The following is a 21,628-nucleotide window of genomic DNA, read 5'->3' as shown; positions in this document are numbered from 1 at the left end:
TTCACAAATATATTTGAATCTCTTGATTCAAAAAGATACTAAAATGTCAAAACGTAATAAAAAAACACCACATAAACACATCAAATCTCAAATTATAACTGCAAAATCTTACAAAATAAGTAGTTTCCTTTGAATTCAAGAAAGAAGGGGGTACTTTTATAAATTAATTCACTTTTGAAATGAAATCGTACTTCTATATATTTCTCCTTTGCGGTTTTTTGTTCTCTTCTTTTATTACAAAAGAGAAACAAAATGCTATTCATTTTGACAAAAACAAACACGAAGTCAACCGAGATTCGATTGTTGCTTATGCCAAAAAATATTTAGGGACGCCCTACGTATATGCGGGAAATGATCCCAAAAAAGGTTTTGACTGTTCTGGTTTTGTAAGTTATGTTTTCAAGAAATACGGCGTAACATTACCTAGAAGCTCTGGAGAATATAAAAACATCGGAACTAAATTAGATCCCGATGAGTTTAAAATTGGAGATATTTTAGTTTTTTATGGCTATAAAGATAAAACGATTATCGGGCACCTTGGAATCATTTGTGAGGCCAATGGCATGAAGTCAAAATTTATTCATGCTTCTTCTGGAAAAGTACAATCTGTAACTATCACGTCGCTCGAAACGGAACATTATACCAATCGTTTTTATAAATGTATTGATGTTTTGTCGAAATAGTTTTTTTGCCACTAATTACACGAATTTACACGAATTTTTATGCTCAAAGATTGAAAAATAATTTGTGGAAATTCGTGTAATTAGTGGCAAACTTTTTTATTCTTCAGTCAATAATTTTATGAGGCTTTCATCTCTTTGATAGATATCTTTATAGAAATTCATCTGTCCTTTTCTGTCGACCCAAGCTGTGAAATAACCAATGTAAACCGGAACTTTCTTTTTCAAGCTGACCCAATTTTCTTTTCCGGCATGCATCGCTTTGTCAATTCTTTCTGGAGTCCATTTTGGATCGTCTTTCAATAATATAATTGCTAATTCACGAGGTTTTGCCACACGCACGCAACCGTGGCTGAAAGCTCTGCTTTCCCTTTCAAACAAGCTTTTTGACGGCGTATCATGCAAATAAATATTACTTGAATTTGGAAACAAAAATTTCACTAAACCAAGCGAATTATTTTTCCCCGGAAGCTGTCGAACTGCACCATTATTCCATTCTAGATTTTTCTTTTGCAGATAATTTTTGTCTCTTGCCATTCCGGGTTTGATTTCTTTATTGATTATGCTTGTCGGCACGTTCCAATATGGACTGAACACAATATTATTCATCATTCCGCTGAAAATAACCGTTTTTGTCATTGCTTTTCCAACGACAACTGGTGAAATAAAGGCGATTTTCCCGTCTTCAATCAAATACAATTTAAATTCCGGAATATTGACTTCAATGTATTTTTTGCCTTTTTCTAATTCAGGATCAATCCATCGGCAACGCTCCATATTGGCAATAATTGTTTTAATTCGGTCAGAAACCGGAATGTTCATTTCGGCAATATGCTCTGGCAGGATTATACTTTTTGGCGTCAAGCCGTGATGCAGTTCATAGTTTTTTAATGCGTTGATCAAAACCGTATCGCAAACTGCACTTTTGATGTCTTCTTTAATGTCTTTGGTAACAAAAAGTCGTTCTCTAATTTGAGAAATTATGGCAGAAGAATCTCCTAATTTCAGATTTTTAAAATCCTCTCCAGTTTCAATAGTTTTCCAGCCACCTTTTTTTTCAATATCGCGATATTGTTTTAAAACATCACGAAGTTTGTAATATTGGCTGAACATTTTGCTTTTATGATCGTCATTGATAGTTGACTTTTTAAAAATCGAATCGGTCAATGCTTGGTAATTCAGTTTTTTTCTCGGCAAAAGCCATTCAAGTGAAATAATCGTTTTTTCATCAAAACCGGCATATACTTTTTCGGCGTAATAGAAATACAGGTTTGAAATCATCAAATCGGTATTTTCTTTTGATAATTTATTATCGGAAGTGCTTTCAAAAACAGCATTCATTTCTTTATAAGGGAAATTCGCTTTTAGCCCTTCCTCATCAAGACCTTTGTATTTGTTGAACAACGTATGAGCAAATTCATCGACACCACGGTTGTCCTGCCACAACTGCGTTGATTTATTCTTTTTGTATAAAGCTTGAACCTCATCTTGAAATTTAGCCAATTTTGGATATTCTGTATAAAAAGCAGTAATCTTCAAACTGTCAATTGAGAGTTTGAGTTCAGGAATTTCGGCTTTTGCTTTTGGTTGGATTTCTTCTTTTTTCTCTCCTTTTGAATTACATGAAATAACTGCAAAAAGACTAACGGCGGCGATAAACTGATACCAGATTTTCATAATACAATTTTTAATAAAAATAGGAAAGTTTTTATAATTAGTAAGCCTTTGGGTGTAATTAATTCTAACACATAGAAACATAGTTTTTCTAGCTTAAAAAGGCGTTTCACTTATTTAAAACAAACATAATTTTGGCTCTGTGAAAGAAACTTGTTTCTTATTAATCCTTTTTTTCAAAACAGAATCTATGCATCTATGTGTTAAATAAAAATTTATAATTAAAAAAAGCCCAAATACATTACGTATCTGGGCTCATGATATAACCAACCTAATAAAAATTCTTAAATAACGGTTCCTTTTAAAGTCAATACTTTAGGAGTCGTTTCGGCGCTCGTTGTAACAGTAACTGTTTTTGTAAAAGCACCTTTGTTTGCGGCGTTATAAGTCGCAGTAACTTTTGCTGTTTTTCCTGGCTGAATCGGTTCTTTTGTATAATCAGTTGCAGTACAGCCGCAAGATCCTTGAACATTTGTAATTACAACCGCTGTTTTTCCAGTGTTTTTAAATTCGTAAACAATAGCTTTTGGAGTTCCTTGCGGAATCTCGCCAACATCAACTGTTTCTGCTTTCCAAACAATTGTAGAAGCCGTTGCTGTTTCTTTTACTTCAGAAACCAAAGATTTTACAGGAGCAACCGCTGAGAAAGACATTAATCCTAATGCCAATGCTAACATGGAGATTTTGATCATTTTCATAGTTAAATATTTTAAATGGTTTATAGTTCTAAATTTGTATTTCAAAAGTATTCCAGATAAAATCAAATCGCTGTTAACCGCTTTCAAATCTTTGTTAATGACTTGTTAAGGGCCATTTTTAAGCATAATTTTCATTAATATTACACTTTTAAAAAAGACATTTTTTCTTGAAAATCAACAGACTCAACAGTATCATCCTCCTCGGATTAATTGCCATAATAAGCATTTTGGTAGCGCAATTGCTTTGGACAAAAGAAGCTTTTACACTTGAACAAAAAAAGCTGAGCCAAAAAGCACATATTGCACTTTTAGAAGTTGCCCGAAAATTATATGAAGGAAAAGATCATGAACCATCGTGCCAAAATCCGGTTAAAAAAGTTTCAAACGACTATTATATTGTAAACATCGACAATGAATTTGAACCCGATATTTTAGAATTTTATCTGAAATCGGAATTCAAAAAAATGAACATTACAACCGATTTCGAATATGCCATGTACAATTGTCAAAGCGACGAAATGGTTTATGGAAATTATATTTCGCTTACTCAAAAAGAGAAAGTAAAAAAGACCGTTTCGTTTCCAAAACACAAAAATCTGGTTTATTATTTTGCGGTTCGTTTTCCTAATGAAACCACTTATTTATTCAGTTCAATGCGTTTTTGGTTTGTGCTTTCAACTGCTTTAATTTTGATTTTGTTGATTTATGTTTATTCGATTTTTAAACTTTTGCAACAAAAAAAATATTCTGAATTGCAGCGTGATTTCATCAATAATATGACGCATGAATTCAAAACTCCATTGTCTTCTATTTTAATTGCATCTAAATATTTGATTGAGCAAAATCCAATTAAAGAAGATAAAAAACTGCATACTTACACGGACATTATCATCAATCAAAGCAATAAACTGAATAATCATATTGAGAAGATTCTCAACATTGCAAAATCAGATTATGCACCTTTAGAATTAAAAAAAGAAACCGTTTTGATTGTTCCGATTATTGAAGAAACCATTCAGAACATTCAATTAAAATATCCGGAAGCGACGGTTAAAATTGAAACACTTTCGCCCGATTATCAAATTGAAACGGATGTTTTTCATTTCCACAATTTACTTTATAATCTACTTGACAATGCCGTAAAATACTGTATTGAAAAGCCAGAAATTGTCGTTAAAATTGCGTTGGAAAATCAAATTTTAAAATTAGCTTTTATAGACAACGGAATCGGAATTCCTTCTAAAAACATTTCTTTTATCTTTGATAAGTTTTATCGCGTAAAAAACGAAAAAAGCAACGAAGTAAACGGTTTTGGACTTGGTTTATATTATGTAAAAGAGATCTGCAGTCTTCAAAACTGGAAAATAAAAGCCGAAAACAACCCAGAAAAAGGCATTACCATAACACTGTCAATTCCTTATAAAAAATGAAACAGTTCAAGATACTTTATACCGAAGATGATGAAACTTTGGCTTTTTTGACCAAAGATAATTTGGAACAAAACAACTATAATGTTGTGCATTGCTCTGATGGACAACTTGGACTTCAAATCTTTAAAAGAGAAAAATTTGATATTTGCATTTTTGACATTATGATGCCAAAAATGGACGGTTTTGATCTAGCAACTGAGATCAGAAAATTAAATACTGATATTCCGATTATTTTTCTTTCTGCAAAAACTTTAAAAGAAGACCGAATAAGAGGACTTCGTTTAGGTGCCGATGATTATTTGGTAAAACCTTTTAGCATTGAAGAACTGCTTTTAAAAATTGAGATTTTTTTAAAACGTTCACAAAAAAATATCCCGCTGGAAAAACTGGTCTACGAAATTGGGAAGTATAAATTTGATACCAATAATTTTATTCTTTTTAATGAAAGTGAAAAAATCAGCTTGACACAACGCGAAGCCGAATTGCTGAAACTTTTCCTGGACAATAAAAATTTAGTATTAAAAAGAGAACAAATTTTAACCGCACTTTGGGGAACCGACGACTATTTCATGGGACGAAGCCTTGACGTTTTTATCTCCCGACTCCGAAAAATTTTAACCGGTGAAAAAGGGATTTCAATTGAAAATTTACACGGAATAGGTTTTAGGTTTTCTGTGGAATAGTTATAATCTGACTGGAGGAATCATTTTTGTAAGCAATTCTTAACAATTCTGATAAAAATATAGAAAAAACTGTAAAAAGATTTTGAAAAATCTTCGTATTTTTAAGTTCTAATTTTCCCCGATATGAAATTACATCATTTACGTAACGCTACTTTAGTTATTGAAACGGAGCAACATGTGATTTTGGTTGACCCGATGTTAGGAAAAAGAAAAACGATTCCGCCATTTACAATCTTTCGATATAATCCAAAAAGAAATCCACTTGTTTCTTTACCTAAAAACAGCCGGGAAATTTTAAGTCGAGTAACGATTTGTTTAATTACACACTTGCATCCTGATCATATTGACAAAGCCGGCGAAGTCTATTTAAGACGAAAAAGTATTCCAGTTGTATGCAGTTCAAAAGATGAAAAAGAATTGACCAAAAGAGGCCTTAAAATCGTTCAGACTTTAAATTACTGGGAACCTCAACCTTTTTTGGACGGAAGAATTATCGGCATTCCGGCGCGTCATGGTTACGGTTTTATAGCAAAATTGATGGGAAATGTGATGGGTTTTTACATTGAATTAGCAAACGAAAAATCAATTTACATAAGCTCTGACACTATTTTTACAGATGATGTACAAAAAGTACTAATCGAGCTAAAACCCGATATTTCGACTGTTGCTTGCGGAACCGCGCGATTAGATATTGGCCAGCCTTTATTGATGCGAATGAATGATATTTTGAAATTTGCCGCACTTGCACCCGGAAATGTTTTTGCCAATCACCTTGAAGCACTAAATCACTGTCCAACTAAACGAGAGGATTTGAAAACGGCTTTGGCAGAAAACAATCTGTTATCAAAAACTGCCGTTCCTGCTGATGGGACTTTTGTGGAGTATTGATTTTTTTATACACTTTTGAAAATCTTTGGCGAGCTACTTGCGGAGATTCCTCGTTCCTCGGAATGACAAACTGGACGGAAAATTCTCTGTTATATATTTTTTTTAAATAACCACAAAGTATGTCATTCCGAGGAACGAGGAATCACCACAAGTAACTCCGTAATGCTACTCAAATAAGTAATTCAAAAAACAGAAATCAGCATTAATTGTTTTTATTAATTCAAGTTTTTTATTTCGATTCCAACCTTTTATTTCCTTCTCTCTTGAAATTGCCTCTTGAATCCAAGTAAATTTTTCATAAAACAATAAAAATTGAGCATTATACTGTGAAGCAAATGTCTTATTTTTTGATAAAATATTTTCTTGATGCTGATTTAACCTTTTCCTTAAATTATTAGAAACTCCAGTGTAAAAAACTGTTTTAGCTTTATTCGTTAAAATATAAATATAGTAAGTATGATAGCCTTCTTGATAATGCATAAATAGAATTTCTAATTTTAATAAAAATAAGAAAATTCTTTAAATCACAACACCAACAATCCAAATTCACGCAACGTATTCACAGGTTTTGAATACCAAAACAATTCAAAATCCTCTAATGAAGTTTCGAAATCATTTTTTACCTCTTGAAAAGTATAGCTTTTAGGAGCTGAAACCGAAATAGTTGTCAAAATTGAAAGCAACCATTCGCCTTCATCTTTGCTTGTTTGAATCGTAAAACTCTCTTTTTTATCATGAAAAGTCAAGGACATCATTTCCCAGCTTCTTCCTTTTTTCGATTTCGTGAAGATTTCTGATGAAGGTTTTCCACCAAGCCAAACCACTTTTGCATTTGGTTTTGTATAGAAATCGTTTTGTTCTTCTAAAGCATTAAAAATAAAATCGGGATGGATCTTTGTTTTCGGAATCTTAAAATCAAACCAATCCTGCAATTCATAATCAAAACAGATTCCGTGCATAAAATTAAAAAGCGATTTTTTCAATCCGAAGCTAAATTTATCGTGATTGATTCCTGTTGAATCTGTGTATTCAATATCATTATTAGCGAAAGTTCCAATAACTTCTGTTTTTTTGGTTACGCCAAATTTTTCCGGATATAATCCAACAGGACTATGCGCCGTCAAAGCAAATTGATGCCAAAATCCAGATTGCAAAACGCCCGCTTCAAACAATTGACGAACCATTTCAAGACTATCAACGGTTTCTTGAATAGTCTGAGTTGGATATCCATACATTAAATAGGCATGAACCATAATTCCGGCTTCAGTAAAATTACGAGTTACCTTTGCAACTTGTTCAACTGTAACACCTTTATCAATTAATTTCAAAAGTCGGTCTGAAGCAACTTCTAAACCTCCAGAAACTGCAATACAGCCAGAAGCTTTTAAAAGCAGACATAAATCTTTTGAAAAACTTTTTTCAAATCGAATGTTTGTCCACCACGTTACCGCCAGTTTTCGTTTTAAAATTTCGAGAGCGACAGCACGCATCAAAGCTGGTGGTGCAGCTTCATCAACAAAATGAAATCCGTTTTGTCCTGTCTGCTCAATTAATTCCTCCATTCGATCACAAAGCAAACTTGCTGCAACGGGCTCATACACTTTTATATAATCTAAAGAAATATCGCAAAAAGTACATTTTCCCCAATAACAGCCATGCGCCATCGTGAGCTTATTCCAACGCCCGTCACTCCACATTCTATGCATCGGATTTACGATTTCGATAACCGAAATATATTTATCCAAAGGCAAATCGGAATAGTCTGGAGTTCCTACATAAGCTTGTTTATAATCGTGTTTTAGAGAATTGTTTTTGTAAACAACTTCTCCATTTTCTAATAAAAATGTTCTTTTATAACGCTTCTCGTCCCTCGACCCCGCTCGGGATGATAAATTTTCAACAAGTTCTTCAATTGGAACTTCACCATCGTCTAAAGTAACGAAATCGAAAAATGCAAAAACGCGTTGATCAGAAAGCGAACGCAATTCGGTATTTGGGAAACCGCCACCCATTGAAATTTTAATTTCAGGATAGTTTTGTTTCACCCATTGCGCACATCGAAAAGCGCTGTATAAATTTCCCGGAAACGGAACAGAAATTAAAAACAAGGTTGGTTTTATTGCCTCAATTTTAGCTTTTAAAAGCGAAATCAAAATCGAATCAATATAAGTTGGTTCCTGCTGAAGCGCTTTGTATAATTCATCAAAAGAATTGGCACTTCGGCCTAAACGTTCAGCATATCGGCTAAAGCCAAAATTTTCATCGACACATTCTACAATAAAATCCGAGATATCTTCAAGATATAAAGTAGCCAAATGTTTCGCTTTATCCTGAGTTCCCATTGTCCCGAAAGCCCAATCTAGCTCTTCTAATTGCGCAAAACGAGAAGCTTCTGGCAAGAAATCTTCCTGGCAAATTTGCAAAGCCAGCGTTGGATTTTTTCCCTGCAAAAACTGAATTACCGGATCAATCGTTTTAATGTATTCATCTTGTAAAGCAAAGATTCTTTTGCAGTTGTCAGTTGTTGGTTGATGGTTGATCGATTGAAATAAATCTTGAAGACCTTTTTTCGAAAACAATTCCAAAATAACATCAATACCTAAATCTGCTTGAACAGATTCGATATTTTTAGTATTCAGAAAACCTTTTATATACGCCGTTGCCGGATACGGAGTATTCAGTTGAGTAAAAGGCGGTGTAATTATAAAAAGTTTTGTTTTCAAAGGGAATTATTTTCTGCAAAAATACGAGATATTTAGCGACTTTTTAGCGAAAGATTGCGAAGGTCTTTTTGGTTTAAATTTTAAACAGAAAAAAGTCTGCAATCCTGATAAAACTCAAAATTGCAGACTTTATATAAATTTTACCAACTAAGGGTAAAAAAAATTAAAACTTATGTTCGTCCTTGCTTATTACCAAAAACGAAAATAACGAAATACATGCCGCGGCAGTTAAATAGAAACCGACATAACTCACACTATACGTAGAAGCTAAGTAAATTGCAATCATAGGCGCAAAAGCAGCACCTAAAATTCCAGCCAAATTAAACGTCAAAGATGCACCAGAATAACGAACTTTCGTTGGAAACAGTTCTGATAAAAACGTTCCTAGAGGTCCATACGTGAATCCCATCAAGGCCATTCCAATACAGGCGAAAGTAGCGACTAAAGCAATATTTCCTGTACTTAAAAAATAAGAAAAGAAAAATCCGAAAACAGCGATTGCTATTGTAGCCAAAATAAGCATTTTTCGGCGTCCGATTTTATCAGCAACTACAGCTGAAACCGGAATAAAAAGCGCAAAAAACAATACCGAAAATAATTGAATCAATAATCCGTCTCTTTTTACAATTCCTAAATCAGAAGTTGCCCAGCTTAATGTAAAAACGGTCATTAAATAAAACACCAAAAAAGTGGTAATGGCAGCAAAAGTTCCAAAAATCAATTGGTTTTTATATGATTTCACTATCTCTAAAAACGGAACCTTAACTTCTTCGTGCTCTTTTTTTGAATTTTCAAAAGAAGGTGTTTCATTAATTTTTGTTCGGATGTAAAACCCAACTATTACTAAAAGAGAGCTAGCAATAAAAGGAATTCGCCAGCCATAATCCATAAAGGCTTCATTGCTCATGGAATCTGTCAGCAGTAAAAATGTTCCGCCAGAAAGCAGCAATCCAATTGGAGCGCCCAATTGCGGAAACATTCCGTACCAAGCACGTTTATTTGGTGGCGCATTTTCGATGGCAAGCAAAACTGCTCCACCCCATTCACCACCTAAACCAACACCTTGCCCAAATCTGCAAAGCATCAATAATAAGGGAGCTGCAACACCAATACTGGCGTAACTCGGCAAAAATCCAATTGCAACCGTAGAAATTCCCATTGTCAGCAAAGCCGCAACCAAGGTAAATTTACGTCCAATTTTATCGCCATAATGTCCAAAAAATGCAGATCCTAAAGGACGCGATAAAAAAGCAATTGAAAAAGTCGCTAACGATTCCAGAGTCGCTATACTCGAATTAGCACCGGGGAAAAATAATTGTGGGAAAACCAATACTGCAGCATTGGCATAAATATAAAAATCAAAAAATTCAATTGTGGTGCCTATTAGACTTCCAAAAAGAACATGTTTTAATGAGTTCTTTTGATCGGGGTTAGTTTTCATGTAAAATAGATATAACTTTTTTTTGATTACAAAAATATAGTTTCATTATTAATAATTCACATTTGACCAAAATACTTTCAGAACATCAATTACTTTTTAACAAATTCAATGTGTTTTTACATTTTACAAACTGCCACTTTATCCAAATTCAAAAACCTGATTTCATGAAGTTTAAAAATCATTAACAAAAAATCAAATCATAAGCAATCGTTAAAAACGTTTTTAACTGTATATTTTCATTAAATTTACAGCTATCAAAAATAAATCTAAAATTATGCCTACCGACTGTATCAGCTATCAAAACTCAGGATATTTCTCTACCTTGATACAAGATTATTTAGATCAAAAACCAGCACTTCAATCTTTATATAATAATTTTCCAACTTTGGAGAATTTCGAAAAACAAATCCAGGAAAAGCAATCGAATTTTGATAACAACAACCGAATTCCGTTGGTTGAAACGTTGAAAAAGCAATATCAAAATATTGAAGTTTCGGATTTAACGAAGCAAAATATCGAGCTTTTAGCATTAGAAAATACATTTACTATTACCACCGGACATCAATTAAATTTGTTCAGCGGTCCATTGTATTTTTTGTATAAAATTATTTCGACTATTAATTTGACAAAAGAATTAAAATCGAAATATCCGGCAAATAATTTTGTTCCAATTTATTGGATGGCAACTGAAGATCATGATTTTGAAGAAATCAATTACTTTAATTTCAAAGGAAAAAAATTTAGATGGAATAAAGAAAGCAACGGTCCAGTTGGCCGACTTTCGACTGAAGGTTTAGCAGAGTTTTTCGAAATTTACTCTTTGGAATTAGGCTCAAATACAAACGCAAATATTTTAAAAAAACTGTTTGAAGATGCTTATTTGAAACATGATAATCTAGCCGATGCAACAAGATTTCTAGCAAATAGTTTATTCGCAAATTATGGATTAGTTATTTTAGATGCAGATGACGCTGCTTTAAAACAAGCTTTTATTCCGTTTGTTAAAGAAGAATTAGAAAAACAAACCTCTTATAATAGGGTTCAAAAAACAATTGAATCTTTAAAAAACTATACAGTTCAGGTAAATCCGCGCGAAATTAATTTGTTTTATATCGAAGATAATTTGCGTGAACGAATCATTTTTGAAAACAACAAATACTTGGTAAACAATACCAAAATATCATTTTCGAAAGAAGAAATTTTTCAGGTTCTAGAAAATAATCCAGAGAAATTCAGTCCAAATGTAATTATGCGTCCCTTGTATCAGGAAATTATTCTTCCTAATTTATGTTACATCGGCGGAGGCGGAGAAATTGCATATTGGCTGGAATTAAAATCTTTTTTTGATGCTGTAAATATTACTTTTCCAATGCTCTTAGTTCGTAATTCGGTTCTACTTTCTACCGAAAAACAAGCTAAAAAAGCCGATAATTTAGGTTTGACATGGAAAGATTTATTTACAAAACAGGAAAATCTAGTAAATGCTATAACGCATAAAATTTCGGCTTTCCCTATTAATTTGACACCTCAAAAAGAGCAGCTAAAAGGGCAATTTGAATATCTTTACAATTTAGCCAATCAAACAGATAAATCATTTTCTGGTGCTGTAAAAGCACAAGAAGCAAAGCAAACAAAAGGTTTAGAAAATCTAGAAAAACGATTACTAAAAGCACAAAAAAGAAAATTGAATGATGAATTGCAGCGCGTGATTGATTTGCAGTGCGAATTATTCCCAAATAATAGTTTGCAGGAACGTCAAAGCAATTTTTCAGAATTTTATTTGGAAAAAGGCGATCAATTGATTCCGCTTTTAATCCAAAAACTGAAACCTTTAGAAATGAATTTTAACATTATAACAATCTAAAAAAGTTCGCCGCGAATTGCACTAATTTTCACTAATTTCTAGTCGTAAAAAAGCAAAAAACAATTCGTGAAAATTCGTGTAATTCGTGGCAAAAAAAAAAAAAAAAATAAATAATAATTCCTGAGAACCAAATAACCACCTCTCTTCTCAAAATTATTATCCTCCAAACCAAATAGCGATTTTTAAAAACATTAACTAACCAATTTACCCAAAACCAATGGTAAAAGAACGCTTAATTTCGCTAGATGTCTTTCGTGGACTCACAATTTTATTAATGACAATCGTCAACAATCCGGGAGACTGGGGGCATGTTTACTCGCCTTTACTGCATTCCGAATGGAACGGCTGTACGCCAACCGATTTAGTTTTTCCTTTTTTTATTTTTATTATGGGAGTTGCAGTACCGCTTGCAATGCCAGATAAATTTTATGACAATACCACTTTCAATAAAATTCTGATTCGTTCTTTAAGAATGTTCTGCCTCGGAATCTTCTTTAACTTTTTTGGAAAAATTCAATTATTTGGTCTTGAAGGAATTCCACTTTTAATTGGTCGTTTAGCCCTAACAATTGGTGTTGGCTATGCTTTAATGGGCAACTTTAGTTCGAAAATCAAAAACATTCTCGCTTTTTCAATTCTTATTATTTACTTGTTTTTAGCTTACAGCGGTATCAAAGCCTATCAAGATGTCAGACTTCCGGGCGTATTGCAAAGAATCGCGATTGTTTATTTTGTGGTTTCACTTTTGTATTTAAAAACATCTCAAAAAACACAAATCATTACTGGGATAGTTTTATTACTAGGCTATTGGGCAATAATGACACTAATTCCAGTTCCCGGAATTGGAGATGCCAATCTTGAAAAAGGCACAAATCTGGCAGCTTGGCTGGACAGTGTCTTACTGAAAGGTCATATGTATCGAGAAACAATAACTTGGGATCCAGAAGGGATTTTAAGCACAATTCCATCAATCGTAAACGGAATCATAGGATTATTGATTGGCAAACTTTTACTGCTTGATTTGACCAAGATCCAAAAAGCACAAAAAATGGGAATAGCTGGAACTGCGCTCATTTTTTTCGGATTAATCTGGGATGTTGTTTTTCCAATAAACAAATCTCTCTGGACAAGCAGTTATGTTTTATATACTACCGGATTATCAACTGTATTCCTAACTGTTTTGTATTTTATAATCGATATCACTGATTACAAAAAAGGCTTTAAACTATTCTTGATTTGGGGCGTTAATCCAATGATTGTATTTTTCTCTTCTCAGATTATTCCGCAAGCTCTAATAATGATCGAATTTCAGAATCCGCATAAGCCTGAAGAAAAAATCAATTTATTAAATTACTTATACAGCTTTTGGATCGCACCATTTTTTAGTAATCCAATGACCGCTTCACTTGCAGGCGCGTTAGTTTACGTTTGTATCTGGACATTTATTTTGTGGATATTCTACAGGAACAAATTAATATTCAAAGTTTAATTTTTTTTTGAACCATATATGTAGAGACGCACAGCAGTGCGTCTTTTTTTTATTGTGAAAAACTTTTCTTGGTCAAAACATTATTCTACTACGTTTTAATTATGAATTTATTAAAATCAATTCATAAAAAAAGTCTACTTTTGCACAAAATTTAAAAAGCACAATAAAATGGCAACAAATAGAACTTTTACAATGATTAAACCAGATGCTGTTGCAAACGGACACATCGGGAATATCTTAGCAATGATTACTAACGGAGGTTTCAAAATCGTTTCATTAAAATTAACTCAATTAACTGTAGCTGATGCTCAAGCATTTTACGCAGTTCACGCAGAAAGACCTTTCTACGGAGAATTAGTTGAATTCATGTCACGCGGACCAATTGTTGCTGCAATTTTAGAAAAAGACAACGCAGTAGAAGATTTCAGAACTTTAATTGGAGCTACAAACCCAGCTGAAGCTGCTGAAGGAACTATTCGTAAAGCATACGCAACTTCTATCGGAGAAAATGCAGTTCATGGATCTGACAGCGACGAAAACGCTGCAATCGAAAGTGCATTCCACTTTGCTGGTAGAGAGCAGTTTTAATTAGTTTTCAGTATTCAGCTTTTAGTTGGCAGTGAACTACTACATAATACTAAAAAATCCCAATTCAAATGAATTGGGATTTTTTTTATCTGAACACTAAAAACCTGAACACTGACCACTATCTTAAAACTACATCCTTCACCACTTCACGCCCCAATTCTTCATTGATCATTTTAACAATTTTAGACTTTCCGTGGCTTAATTCTTCCCTTAAAACAGCCGAACCTAATTCAACGTACAACGTACTTCCTTTCAAAACCACATTTCTTGTATATGTTTTAACGCCGTTACCCATTAAATTTGTCCAAGCATCTTTTACATCAATCTGATCCATTCCAGGCTGTAATTTGTTCACCTGAATAATCTGCTGCAAAACAGCCCCAATCGTACTTTCGTTATTTAGTCTTTTTGCCATCATTCAAAATATTAATTGGTTCTGCTTTTTTATAGTGGTATTCCTTGTTCTGATCATTTTTTACCACAAATTCTTTATCCGAAATTGAAATTAACTCCTCGCTCCACTTTGCATAATTCGTCTTATAATCTAAAAAAGTTCCTTTATCAGAAAACCTAACCGACACATTTTCAAAAGTATTCGTTGTTAAAAAAGTTCCATCAAGCTGTGCCATCACTTTTGTTCTCGTTCCCTTTGTTCCCGTAATTTTAAAAAAATCAAAATTTTCATTCATTCCATACGCCTTCTCCTCGCCCTTATCAAAAACTACTTTTTCAATTTCCCAATAACCATTCAATTTTGCAATATCTGCCGGTTTAATATCTTGTTTACAGCTTATCATCAAAAGTGATAAAACCAAAATCATAAAAGTGTTTTTCATAATAAATTATAATATTAATAAGGAGCTATTCCTGCTGTCCGCTGTATCTTTTTTGTCTCGTTAGAAAAAAACGAGACAAAAAAGGATGCCGCTCCCATCAGGGCTAGGCCTCCAGTTTTCAAAAGAAAATTACGTGTACTGCAAAGTTAACCTTATATCATTCAAAAGAAATTTTTTTTACAACTATAATTAATCTAAAATAACAATAAAAAAAACTCATCGATATATTTTTATGCCTTATTATACACAGTATTCTAATCTAAATTAAACACTTTTACCGTTTGCTTCTTCATTAAATACAATACAAAAAACAAATACAAATAATGACAAGAATATTAATATTATTTATCTTATTATGTATTGTTTCATGCAATAAAACAGAAAAAAAAGAACTTGCAGAACAATATAAAATAAGTCCCAAAATAAAAACAATAAAAGACAACGAAACTCTTGATTCAACAAAAAGTTCAAAAGAAAAATTTATAGATACAACCAACATTAGAACCTCGCCAATTAAAATCGTTTCAGCATTATTGCTCAAAAACGAGTATTCAGAACATAAAGATATTCACCTGATATTTAAAAACGTCAGCAAAAAAAATATCAAGGCAATTAAATTTGAATGGTATTGCGAAAATTCATTTAACAAACCAGCATCTGGCAACCACTATTTCATCAAAGGCGAATATACCGGAGAATCAACACTTTTACTAAAAAAGCAAAAAACAGCAACAAAAATCTGGGAAGATTTTTCAACAGATGCCAACACAATTATTGCAGCGAGAGCTTATGAAGCGATTTTTACAAATGGAACAAAATGGAAACTTCGCCAAGACAACACTCAACAATAATATTTCCAAATTGGATTAAACTATTTTGCATATTTTTGGTCAAAACACAAACCACAACTAAAAAACATGACCAGAATTATTTGTATCGTACTGACAGTCTTACTCTTTACAGCCTGTAGCAAAGAAACCCCCGAACCGGATTCGGTTCCAGCCGAAAATATGTATTTTCCTCCATTGACTGGAACAAACTGGGAAACTAAATCTATATCAGACCTAAAATGGAATCAAAGTGCAGTTCAACCACTTTTAGACTATTTGCAGGCAAAAAATTCCAAATCTTTTATCATTCTAGTAAACGGTAGAATTGTTCTAGAAAATTATTTCAACAATCACACAGCAACTACAAATTGGTATTGGGCCAGCGCCGGAAAAACATTGACTTCAACTGTAACCGGAATAGCACAGCAAGAAAATTTATTAAACATAAACGATAAAGTTTCGAAATATCTTGGCACAGGCTGGACAAGCGAAACACTCGCAAAAGAAAACCTAATTACCTGCAAACATTTACTAACCATGACCTCTGGTCTTGATGACAGCACGGACGATGTAGATCCAGTCAATTTAATCTACAAAGCTGACGCAGGAACACGCTGGGCTTATCATAATGTATATGTAAAACTTCAAGATGTAGTGGCAAAAGCAAGCGGACAAAGTTGGGAAACTTATTTCAACAGCAAATTAAGAGACAAAATTGGAATGAATGGCAATTGGGTTCAGTTGGGTGTAAACAGCGTTTATACAAGCACATCCCGAAGTATGGCGCGTTTTGGACTTTTAATGCTAAACAAAGGGAAATGGGAAAACAATATCATTTTAAACGACGCGTATTTTAACGAAGCAACCACAACCTCTCAAGACATTAATTTAGGTTATGGATATTTATGGTGGTTAAACGGAAAAACTTCCTATCACCTGCCACAATCACAGCTTACTTTTCAAGGAAGCATAATTCCAACAGCTCCAAACGATATGTTTATGGCTTTAGGAAAAAACGACCAGAAAATATATGTAATTCCGAGCAAAAAAATGGTTGTAATCAGAATGGGAGATGCCGCAGACAATGTAAATCTGGCTCTATCGGATTTTGATAAAACTTTGTGGGAGAAAATTAGTGCTTTGTATCAGTAAATAATTTTCTTTCTATTTCAGAGTGATTTTATATTGGTAAAATATTTAACACCAGTATAAAATCACCTCAGAATTATCTCAAATTATCTCAAATTATCTTTTGGTTTTTATTCTTTTAAGAACACCCATAAAGAATAATCCAACACCTAATACTAATAAAATATAGTAAAAGGTAAGACTTTTGTCTCTCGCTACATTTGACAACGCCAGACAAATAACGCTCGCAAAATAAAATGTCAATGGCGTTATATTTTTTAAAGAATCAAAATTCATTATAATTTATTTAAAGAAACTGTCAACGAACTCATACTTATTAAAGACCTGAAGATCTTCAATTCCTTCACCGACACCAATATATTTTACCGGAATTTGAAATTGATCTGAAATACCAATTACAACACCGCCTTTTGCTGTTCCGTCCAATTTAGTTACTGCTAATGAGGTTACTTCTGTTGCAGCGGTAAACTGTTTTGCTTGTTCAAAAGCATTTTGACCAGTAGAACCATCTAAAACTAAAAGTACATCGTGCGGCGCATCTTCAACAACTTTTTGCATAACGCGTTTTACTTTTGAAAGCTCGTTCATCAAGTTGATTTTATTATGCAAACGTCCAGCAGTATCAATAATAACAACATCTGCATTTTGAGCTACTGCCGACTGCAAAGTATCAAAAGCTACAGAAGCTGGATCGCTCCCCATATTTTGTCTAACGATTGGCACATCAACTCTATCTGCCCAAACTTGTAATTGGTCTATTGCTGCCGCACGGAAAGTATCTGCAGCACCTAAAACGACTTTATGTCCCGCTTTTTTAAACTGATATGCAAGTTTACCAATTGTAGTGGTTTTTCCAACACCATTCACCCCAACAACCATCAACACATAAGGTTTTTTGTCTTTTGGAACTTCAAATTCTGTTGCTTCACCTGTATTTGTTTCGGATAATAATGCCCCAATTTCATCTCTAAGAATCTGATTCAATTCATCAGTACCAAGATATTTGTCTTCAGCAACACGTTTTTCGATTCTCTCGATAATTTTCAAAGTAGTATTTACACCAACATCTGACGCTACAAGAACTTCCTCCAGATTATCTAAAACATCGTCATCGACTTTAGATTTTCCAGCAACGGCTTTACTTAATTTTGAGAAAAAAGTAGTTTTTGATTTTTCAAGACCTTTGTCTAAAGTCTCTTTTTTATCACTAGAGAATAATTTTTTAAAAAAACTCATTTTTTTGTAGATTATTAGATTATTAGATTTCTTGATATTCAAATCAGAAACCCAAATCTTTAGAGAAAGTGCAATTGTTTGCCAAAAAAGAGACAATTGTTGCGATTCTCTAAATTTTTAGACAAATATAGGTAATAAAAAAGCTACTTCCGAATGAAAGTAGCTTTTCTATATAATGTAATTGTAATTATTTCTTTTTCAAGAATTCATCAACTTCTTCAGGAGCCATAATAGATTCTACGAATGTATATGCACCAGTTTTAGGAGATTTTACCATTTTAATGGCTTTTGATAATCTCTTAGAAGATGTTTGTAACGATGCTACGGTTTTCTTTGCCATGATTCAAATGTTATTTGAAGCTTTTATAAAACTCTCATGGCCAAACCACTCGAGATTTACAAAAATCTCTAATTATTACTTAATTTCTTTATGAACAGTTACTTTCTTCAAGATTGGATTAAATTTTTTAATCTCTAATCTGTCTGGAGTATTTTTTTTGTTCTTAGTTGTAATATATCTAGAAGTTCCTGGAACACCAGAAGTCTTGTGCTCAGTACATTCTAAAATTACTTGGATTCTATTACCTTTCTTTGCCATCTTGCTATATATTTATTTAGGAAAAGATTATTTGATAAATCCTTCTGACTGTGCTTTTTTCAAAACAGCAGTGATTCCATTTTTATTAATTGTTTTTATCGTAGATGCTGCTACTCTAAGAGTAATCCATCTATCTTCTTCTGGAAGATAAAAACGCTTTTTAACTAAGTTTACAGAAAACTTTCTCTTAGTTTTGTTCATAGCGTGAGAAACGTTATTTCCTACCATCGCTCTTTTACCTGTAAGGTCACAAACTCTTGACATTATACTTATCTTTTATCGTTATTCAAAATCAGGGTGCAAAGAAAAGAAAAATAAACCATTGTAGCAAAAAATTATTGCACAATTTTTAAAATTTCTTTCTGTAATACTTCCAAACTCTTAATTGAAGCTCTATCTATCACTTTTTCACGCGGTTGACCAAAGTTAAATTCTTCTACAATTATGTCGTCTGGAGTCGCCAAAGCAATAAAAACAGCACCAATTTCAGCATCTGAGTCGCCTTTTGAGGGGCCGGCGTTTCCTGTTGTAGCAATTGCATAGTCTGTTTTGAGCATCTCTTTCACACTCAAAGCCATAGCCGACGCAACTTGCGAGCTAACAACCGAATATTCATCTATCAACTCCTGCGAAATACCTAAAACATTGACTTTAGCTTCTGTTGCATATGAAACTACACTTCCTTTAAAATATTTTGACGCACCTTGCACAGAAGATAAAAGCGAAGCAATTCGCCCTCCTGTACAACTTTCTGCTGTTGAAATTGTTTTATTTTGCTTAGAAAGCAATTTGCCAATTACGGTTTCAATGGTTTCATTTTCCTCGTAACCAACTATTATATCATGAATTATAACATCTAAAGAGCGAACCTTATCCTCGATTGTTTTTTCCAACAATTCCTTATCAGTCCCTCTTGCCGTTAAACGCAAACGGACTCTTCCAGGATTTGGCAAGTAGGCCAATTTTATAAAATCGGGTAAATTATTTTCCCATTCTTCGATTCTTTCAGCAACTAAACTTTCGCCTTGACCGTAGGTTAAAATGGTTTTATGAATAATGTAAGGACGTTTGTATTCACGTACAATTTTCGGAATTATCTCCTCTTCAACTAAATATTTCATTTCGTACGGAACTCCCGGAAGCGACACAAATACTGTATTTTCTTTTTTCATCCACATTCCCGGCGCAGTTCCAACTTGGTTGTGAAGCACTGTACAAGTTGACGGCACTAATGCCTGATCTTTATTCAATTGCGAAATTGGTCTTTTATAAAAACCTTCTATCAATTGCGTAACATGCGCTAGAACTTCTGGATTTACAACCAGCACATCATCAAAATAATCACAAAATGTTTTTTTGGTAACATCATCTTTTGTCGGCCCCAACCCGCCTGTCACAATAACAATATCAACTTTATTTTGAAGTTGGGCAAATGTGTCCAAAATTTGCTGTTTGTCATCACTGATCGAAATCATTTCTGTCACCTCAACACCAATTCGGTCTAAAGATTTCGCAATAAAACCCGAGTTGGTATCAATAATTTGACCAATTAAAATTTCATCTCCAATAGTTATAATGGTTGCTTTCATTCAAATGTAATTTTTCGCTTAAGTAAATATAAGCCATTAATAGAAAGTAGGTTATCGTGTTCCGAGGTGCGTGAGGGGTAGCAACGGCATCCTTTTGTGACAAATGTCAAGCGCTCGTTAAAATGATTTTTTCTGGAACAAAAGATATAGTGAATAACCCGACCCTATTTTTGCCCTGATTTTTTAAAGGGCAAAAATAGGGTCACGCCATAATTTTACAAATCAAAATCTTTTTTGATCTCTTTTATCGCTTCTTTTACTTGTATTTTTATACTTTTAAAAGTTTCGATAATATCTTTTTTCTTGCCTTCTGCTTTTGTCCATGCTTCAACTTGCAGAATTTCTTCAAAAGCGACATTCAAGCCCATCAAGTCTAATGTTGGCTTTATTTTATGCGCATAAGAGTACGCGTATTTATGATCTTTTTTCTTAATTCCTTCTTTGATCTGCTTTAAATCTTCAGGAACTTCAGTAACGAACAATTTAAGAATTTCGTTTACAAATTCTGGATCATTATCTGAAAGCGCATATACTTTCGAAAGGTTATACTTTAAAGCCATTATTTTACTTGTATTCTGAATAGTTTTTTATCTTCTAAAAATCCTTCTAAAACATCATTTGGTTTTACAGAAGCAACACCTTCTGGCGTTCCTGTAAAAATAATATCTCCAATTTTTAATGTAAAAAACTGCGAGACATATGACACAAGCTCATCAATTTTCCACAACATCAAACTTGTATTTCCTTTTTGAACCGTTTTAGAATTGTTTGTCAACTCAAAATTAAGATTTTCCATAGAAACGAAATCACTTTTTGGCAAAAAATCTCCAATGACCGCCGAGCCGTCAAAAGCTTTTGCTTTTTCCCACGGAAGTCCTTTTGCCTTCAGTTTATCTTGTAAATCTCTGGCTGTAAAATCAATACCTACACTAATTTCGTCATAATATTTGTGAGCAAATTTAGGTTCAATGTACTTTCCTACTTTATTGATTTTAACAATTATCTCTATTTCGTGATGAATTTCCTCAGAAAATTCTGGAATTACAAAGGGATGTTGCTTCAGCAAAACAGCCGAATCCGGCTTCATAAAAACTACAGGTTCTGCTGGGCGCTCATTTTTTAATTCCGCAATGTGATTGGTATAGTTCCTACCGATACAGATGATTTTCATTCTTTTTAAAGGTACTGAGGTTCTAAGGTTCTAAGGTCCTAAGAATTCAAGCTTAAAAACT

General features: G+C 33.3%; 24 protein-coding genes. 9 read left to right on the top strand and 15 right to left on the bottom strand.

What is annotated here, in order from left to right:
- Window positions 1-179 precede the first annotated feature (179 nt).
- Window positions 180-683 carry a C40 family peptidase gene (locus FND99_RS12170; RefSeq protein ID WP_144338231.1) on the top strand — a complete coding sequence of 168 codons (504 nt, stop codon included), beginning with the start codon at window positions 180-182 and terminating at the stop codon, window positions 681-683.
- A gap of 96 nt (window positions 684-779) precedes the next feature.
- Here FND99_RS12170 and FND99_RS12165 read toward each other — a convergent pair whose 3' ends face one another.
- On the bottom strand, window positions 780-2,357 hold the full coding sequence (locus FND99_RS12165; protein ID WP_144338230.1) for a L,D-transpeptidase family protein: 1,578 nt from the start codon (window positions 2,355-2,357) through the stop codon (window positions 780-782).
- A gap of 281 nt (window positions 2,358-2,638) precedes the next feature.
- The gene (locus FND99_RS12160) at window positions 2,639-3,052 is read right to left on the bottom strand and encodes a DUF1573 domain-containing protein (RefSeq protein ID WP_144338229.1); all 414 of its coding nucleotides are present in this window, start codon (window positions 3,050-3,052) and stop codon (window positions 2,639-2,641) included.
- A 167-nt stretch (window positions 3,053-3,219) separates the two neighbouring features.
- Between FND99_RS12160 and FND99_RS12155 the strand changes: the two genes are divergently transcribed.
- The 3 genes from FND99_RS12155 (at window position 3,220) to FND99_RS12145 (ending at window position 6,053) form a co-directional block, all read left to right on the top strand.
- A complete protein-coding gene (locus tag FND99_RS12155) occupies window positions 3,220-4,482 on the top strand; it encodes a sensor histidine kinase (RefSeq protein ID WP_144338228.1) in 1,263 nt (420 codons plus the stop codon).
- A complete protein-coding gene (locus tag FND99_RS12150) occupies window positions 4,479-5,165 on the top strand; it encodes a response regulator transcription factor (protein WP_144338227.1) in 687 nt (228 codons plus the stop codon). The genes FND99_RS12155 and FND99_RS12150 overlap by 4 nt, the downstream gene beginning before the upstream one ends.
- A 123-nt stretch (window positions 5,166-5,288) precedes the next feature.
- The gene (locus tag FND99_RS12145; protein WP_144338226.1) at window positions 5,289-6,053 is read left to right on the top strand and encodes an MBL fold metallo-hydrolase; all 765 of its coding nucleotides are present in this window, start codon (window positions 5,289-5,291) and stop codon (window positions 6,051-6,053) included.
- Between the two features lie 165 nt (window positions 6,054-6,218).
- Here FND99_RS12145 and FND99_RS12140 read toward each other — a convergent pair whose 3' ends face one another.
- From FND99_RS12140 to FND99_RS12130, 3 genes are all read right to left on the bottom strand, one after another.
- Entirely contained in the window at window positions 6,219-6,533 is a 315-nt protein-coding gene (locus FND99_RS12140; protein ID WP_144338225.1) for a GIY-YIG nuclease family protein, read from the bottom strand.
- A 44-nt stretch (window positions 6,534-6,577) separates the two neighbouring features.
- Window positions 6,578-8,776: a B12-binding domain-containing radical SAM protein gene (locus FND99_RS12135; RefSeq protein WP_144338224.1), complete on the bottom strand. Its 2,199-nt coding sequence runs from the start codon at window positions 8,774-8,776 to the stop codon at window positions 6,578-6,580.
- 163 nt (window positions 8,777-8,939) lie between these two features.
- Window positions 8,940-10,217 carry an MFS transporter gene (locus FND99_RS12130; RefSeq protein WP_144338223.1) on the bottom strand — a complete coding sequence of 426 codons (1,278 nt, stop codon included), beginning with the start codon at window positions 10,215-10,217 and terminating at the stop codon, window positions 8,940-8,942.
- A 274-nt stretch (window positions 10,218-10,491) separates the two neighbouring features.
- Here FND99_RS12130 and bshC point away from each other — a divergent pair, with 274 nt between their 5' ends.
- From bshC to FND99_RS12115, 3 genes are all read left to right on the top strand, one after another.
- On the top strand, window positions 10,492-12,081 hold the full coding sequence (bshC, locus tag FND99_RS12125) for a bacillithiol biosynthesis cysteine-adding enzyme BshC (RefSeq protein ID WP_144338222.1): 1,590 nt from the start codon (window positions 10,492-10,494) through the stop codon (window positions 12,079-12,081).
- 217 nt (window positions 12,082-12,298) lie between these two features.
- Window positions 12,299-13,570 carry an acyltransferase family protein gene (locus FND99_RS12120; protein WP_144338221.1) on the top strand — a complete coding sequence of 424 codons (1,272 nt, stop codon included), beginning with the start codon at window positions 12,299-12,301 and terminating at the stop codon, window positions 13,568-13,570.
- Between the two features lie 168 nt (window positions 13,571-13,738).
- On the top strand, window positions 13,739-14,158 hold the full coding sequence (locus FND99_RS12115) for a nucleoside-diphosphate kinase (RefSeq protein WP_115888905.1): 420 nt from the start codon (window positions 13,739-13,741) through the stop codon (window positions 14,156-14,158).
- A 118-nt stretch (window positions 14,159-14,276) separates the two neighbouring features.
- Here the strand turns inward: FND99_RS12115 and FND99_RS12110 are convergent, their stop codons facing one another.
- Together FND99_RS12110 and FND99_RS12105 are read right to left on the bottom strand one after the other, a co-directional pair.
- The gene (locus tag FND99_RS12110) at window positions 14,277-14,573 is read right to left on the bottom strand and encodes a DUF721 domain-containing protein (protein ID WP_144338220.1); all 297 of its coding nucleotides are present in this window, start codon (window positions 14,571-14,573) and stop codon (window positions 14,277-14,279) included.
- Window positions 14,554-14,994 carry a hypothetical protein gene (locus FND99_RS12105; RefSeq protein ID WP_144338219.1) on the bottom strand — a complete coding sequence of 147 codons (441 nt, stop codon included), beginning with the start codon at window positions 14,992-14,994 and terminating at the stop codon, window positions 14,554-14,556. Before FND99_RS12105 ends, FND99_RS12110 begins: the two co-directional genes overlap by 20 nt.
- A gap of 323 nt (window positions 14,995-15,317) precedes the next feature.
- On the opposite strand from FND99_RS12105, the gene FND99_RS12100 reads away from it, so the two are divergent.
- Window positions 15,318-15,845 (top strand): hypothetical protein, encoded by a 528-nt coding sequence (locus FND99_RS12100; RefSeq protein ID WP_144338218.1) that lies wholly within the window; start codon window positions 15,318-15,320, stop codon window positions 15,843-15,845.
- Between the two features lie 66 nt (window positions 15,846-15,911).
- Entirely contained in the window at window positions 15,912-16,976 is a 1,065-nt protein-coding gene (locus FND99_RS12095) for a serine hydrolase domain-containing protein (protein WP_144338217.1), read from the top strand.
- A gap of 93 nt (window positions 16,977-17,069) precedes the next feature.
- Here the strand turns inward: FND99_RS12095 and FND99_RS12090 are convergent, their stop codons facing one another.
- From FND99_RS12090 to FND99_RS12055, 8 genes are all read right to left on the bottom strand, one after another.
- Window positions 17,070-17,249 carry a hypothetical protein gene (locus FND99_RS12090; RefSeq protein WP_144338216.1) on the bottom strand — a complete coding sequence of 60 codons (180 nt, stop codon included), beginning with the start codon at window positions 17,247-17,249 and terminating at the stop codon, window positions 17,070-17,072.
- A 6-nt stretch (window positions 17,250-17,255) separates the two neighbouring features.
- Window positions 17,256-18,209, bottom strand: coding sequence for a signal recognition particle-docking protein FtsY (gene ftsY / locus FND99_RS12085; RefSeq protein ID WP_144338215.1), 954 nt, complete (start codon window positions 18,207-18,209; stop codon window positions 17,256-17,258).
- Window positions 18,210-18,396: 187 nt separating this feature from the next.
- Window positions 18,397-18,549 carry a DUF4295 domain-containing protein gene (locus tag FND99_RS12080; protein ID WP_008468081.1) on the bottom strand — a complete coding sequence of 51 codons (153 nt, stop codon included), beginning with the start codon at window positions 18,547-18,549 and terminating at the stop codon, window positions 18,397-18,399.
- A 75-nt stretch (window positions 18,550-18,624) separates the two neighbouring features.
- Entirely contained in the window at window positions 18,625-18,807 is a 183-nt protein-coding gene (rpmG, locus tag FND99_RS12075; RefSeq protein ID WP_112087260.1) for a 50S ribosomal protein L33, read from the bottom strand.
- 27 nt (window positions 18,808-18,834) lie between these two features.
- Window positions 18,835-19,071, bottom strand: a complete 237-nt coding sequence (gene rpmB, locus FND99_RS12070) for a 50S ribosomal protein L28 (protein ID WP_008468080.1) — start codon at window positions 19,069-19,071, stop codon at window positions 18,835-18,837.
- Between the two features lie 71 nt (window positions 19,072-19,142).
- A complete protein-coding gene (locus FND99_RS12065; RefSeq protein WP_144338214.1) occupies window positions 19,143-20,396 on the bottom strand; it encodes a CinA family nicotinamide mononucleotide deamidase-related protein in 1,254 nt (417 codons plus the stop codon).
- A 215-nt stretch (window positions 20,397-20,611) separates the two neighbouring features.
- Window positions 20,612-20,956: an Hpt domain-containing protein gene (locus FND99_RS12060; protein WP_133524699.1), complete on the bottom strand. Its 345-nt coding sequence runs from the start codon at window positions 20,954-20,956 to the stop codon at window positions 20,612-20,614.
- Window positions 20,956-21,567, bottom strand: coding sequence for a fumarylacetoacetate hydrolase family protein (locus FND99_RS12055; RefSeq protein WP_144338213.1), 612 nt, complete (start codon window positions 21,565-21,567; stop codon window positions 20,956-20,958). Before FND99_RS12055 ends, FND99_RS12060 begins: the two co-directional genes overlap by 1 nt.
- Window positions 21,568-21,628: the final 61 nt, after the last annotated feature.

Source organism: Flavobacterium daemonense (assembly GCF_007341385.1).
GTDB classification, from domain to species: Bacteria; Bacteroidota; Bacteroidia; order Flavobacteriales; family Flavobacteriaceae; genus Flavobacterium; species Flavobacterium daemonense.
Note: the sequence above shows the minus strand (reverse complement) of the source record. Positions and strands in the feature narration are given on the sequence as shown.

Coding starts and splice junctions, on each gene's coding strand:
- FND99_RS12120 (WP_144338221.1), top strand. CDS start 12,299: ATGGTAAAAGAACGCTTAATTTCGCTAGATGTCTTTCGTGGACTCACA.
- FND99_RS12080 (WP_008468081.1), bottom strand. CDS start 18,549: ATGGCAAAGAAAACCGTAGCATCGTTACAAACATCTTCTAAGAGATTA.
- FND99_RS12100 (WP_144338218.1), top strand. CDS start 15,318: ATGACAAGAATATTAATATTATTTATCTTATTATGTATTGTTTCATGC.
- FND99_RS12160 (WP_144338229.1), bottom strand. CDS start 3,052: ATGAAAATGATCAAAATCTCCATGTTAGCATTGGCATTAGGATTAATG.
- rpmG (WP_112087260.1), bottom strand. CDS start 18,807: ATGGCAAAGAAAGGTAATAGAATCCAAGTAATTTTAGAATGTACTGAG.
- ftsY (WP_144338215.1), bottom strand. CDS start 18,209: ATGAGTTTTTTTAAAAAATTATTCTCTAGTGATAAAAAAGAGACTTTA.
- FND99_RS12150 (WP_144338227.1), top strand. CDS start 4,479: ATGAAACAGTTCAAGATACTTTATACCGAAGATGATGAAACTTTGGCT.
- FND99_RS12145 (WP_144338226.1), top strand. CDS start 5,289: ATGAAATTACATCATTTACGTAACGCTACTTTAGTTATTGAAACGGAG.
- FND99_RS12130 (WP_144338223.1), bottom strand. CDS start 10,217: ATGAAAACTAACCCCGATCAAAAGAACTCATTAAAACATGTTCTTTTT.
- FND99_RS12165 (WP_144338230.1), bottom strand. CDS start 2,357: ATGAAAATCTGGTATCAGTTTATCGCCGCCGTTAGTCTTTTTGCAGTT.
- FND99_RS12090 (WP_144338216.1), bottom strand. CDS start 17,249: ATGAATTTTGATTCTTTAAAAAATATAACGCCATTGACATTTTATTTT.
- FND99_RS12115 (WP_115888905.1), top strand. CDS start 13,739: ATGGCAACAAATAGAACTTTTACAATGATTAAACCAGATGCTGTTGCA.
- FND99_RS12060 (WP_133524699.1), bottom strand. CDS start 20,956: ATGGCTTTAAAGTATAACCTTTCGAAAGTATATGCGCTTTCAGATAAT.
- FND99_RS12170 (WP_144338231.1), top strand. CDS start 180: ATGAAATCGTACTTCTATATATTTCTCCTTTGCGGTTTTTTGTTCTCT.
- bshC (WP_144338222.1), top strand. CDS start 10,492: ATGCCTACCGACTGTATCAGCTATCAAAACTCAGGATATTTCTCTACC.
- FND99_RS12055 (WP_144338213.1), bottom strand. CDS start 21,567: ATGAAAATCATCTGTATCGGTAGGAACTATACCAATCACATTGCGGAA.
- FND99_RS12140 (WP_144338225.1), bottom strand. CDS start 6,533: ATGCATTATCAAGAAGGCTATCATACTTACTATATTTATATTTTAACG.
- FND99_RS12095 (WP_144338217.1), top strand. CDS start 15,912: ATGACCAGAATTATTTGTATCGTACTGACAGTCTTACTCTTTACAGCC.
- FND99_RS12105 (WP_144338219.1), bottom strand. CDS start 14,994: ATGAAAAACACTTTTATGATTTTGGTTTTATCACTTTTGATGATAAGC.
- rpmB (WP_008468080.1), bottom strand. CDS start 19,071: ATGTCAAGAGTTTGTGACCTTACAGGTAAAAGAGCGATGGTAGGAAAT.
- FND99_RS12065 (WP_144338214.1), bottom strand. CDS start 20,396: ATGAAAGCAACCATTATAACTATTGGAGATGAAATTTTAATTGGTCAA.
- FND99_RS12110 (WP_144338220.1), bottom strand. CDS start 14,573: ATGGCAAAAAGACTAAATAACGAAAGTACGATTGGGGCTGTTTTGCAG.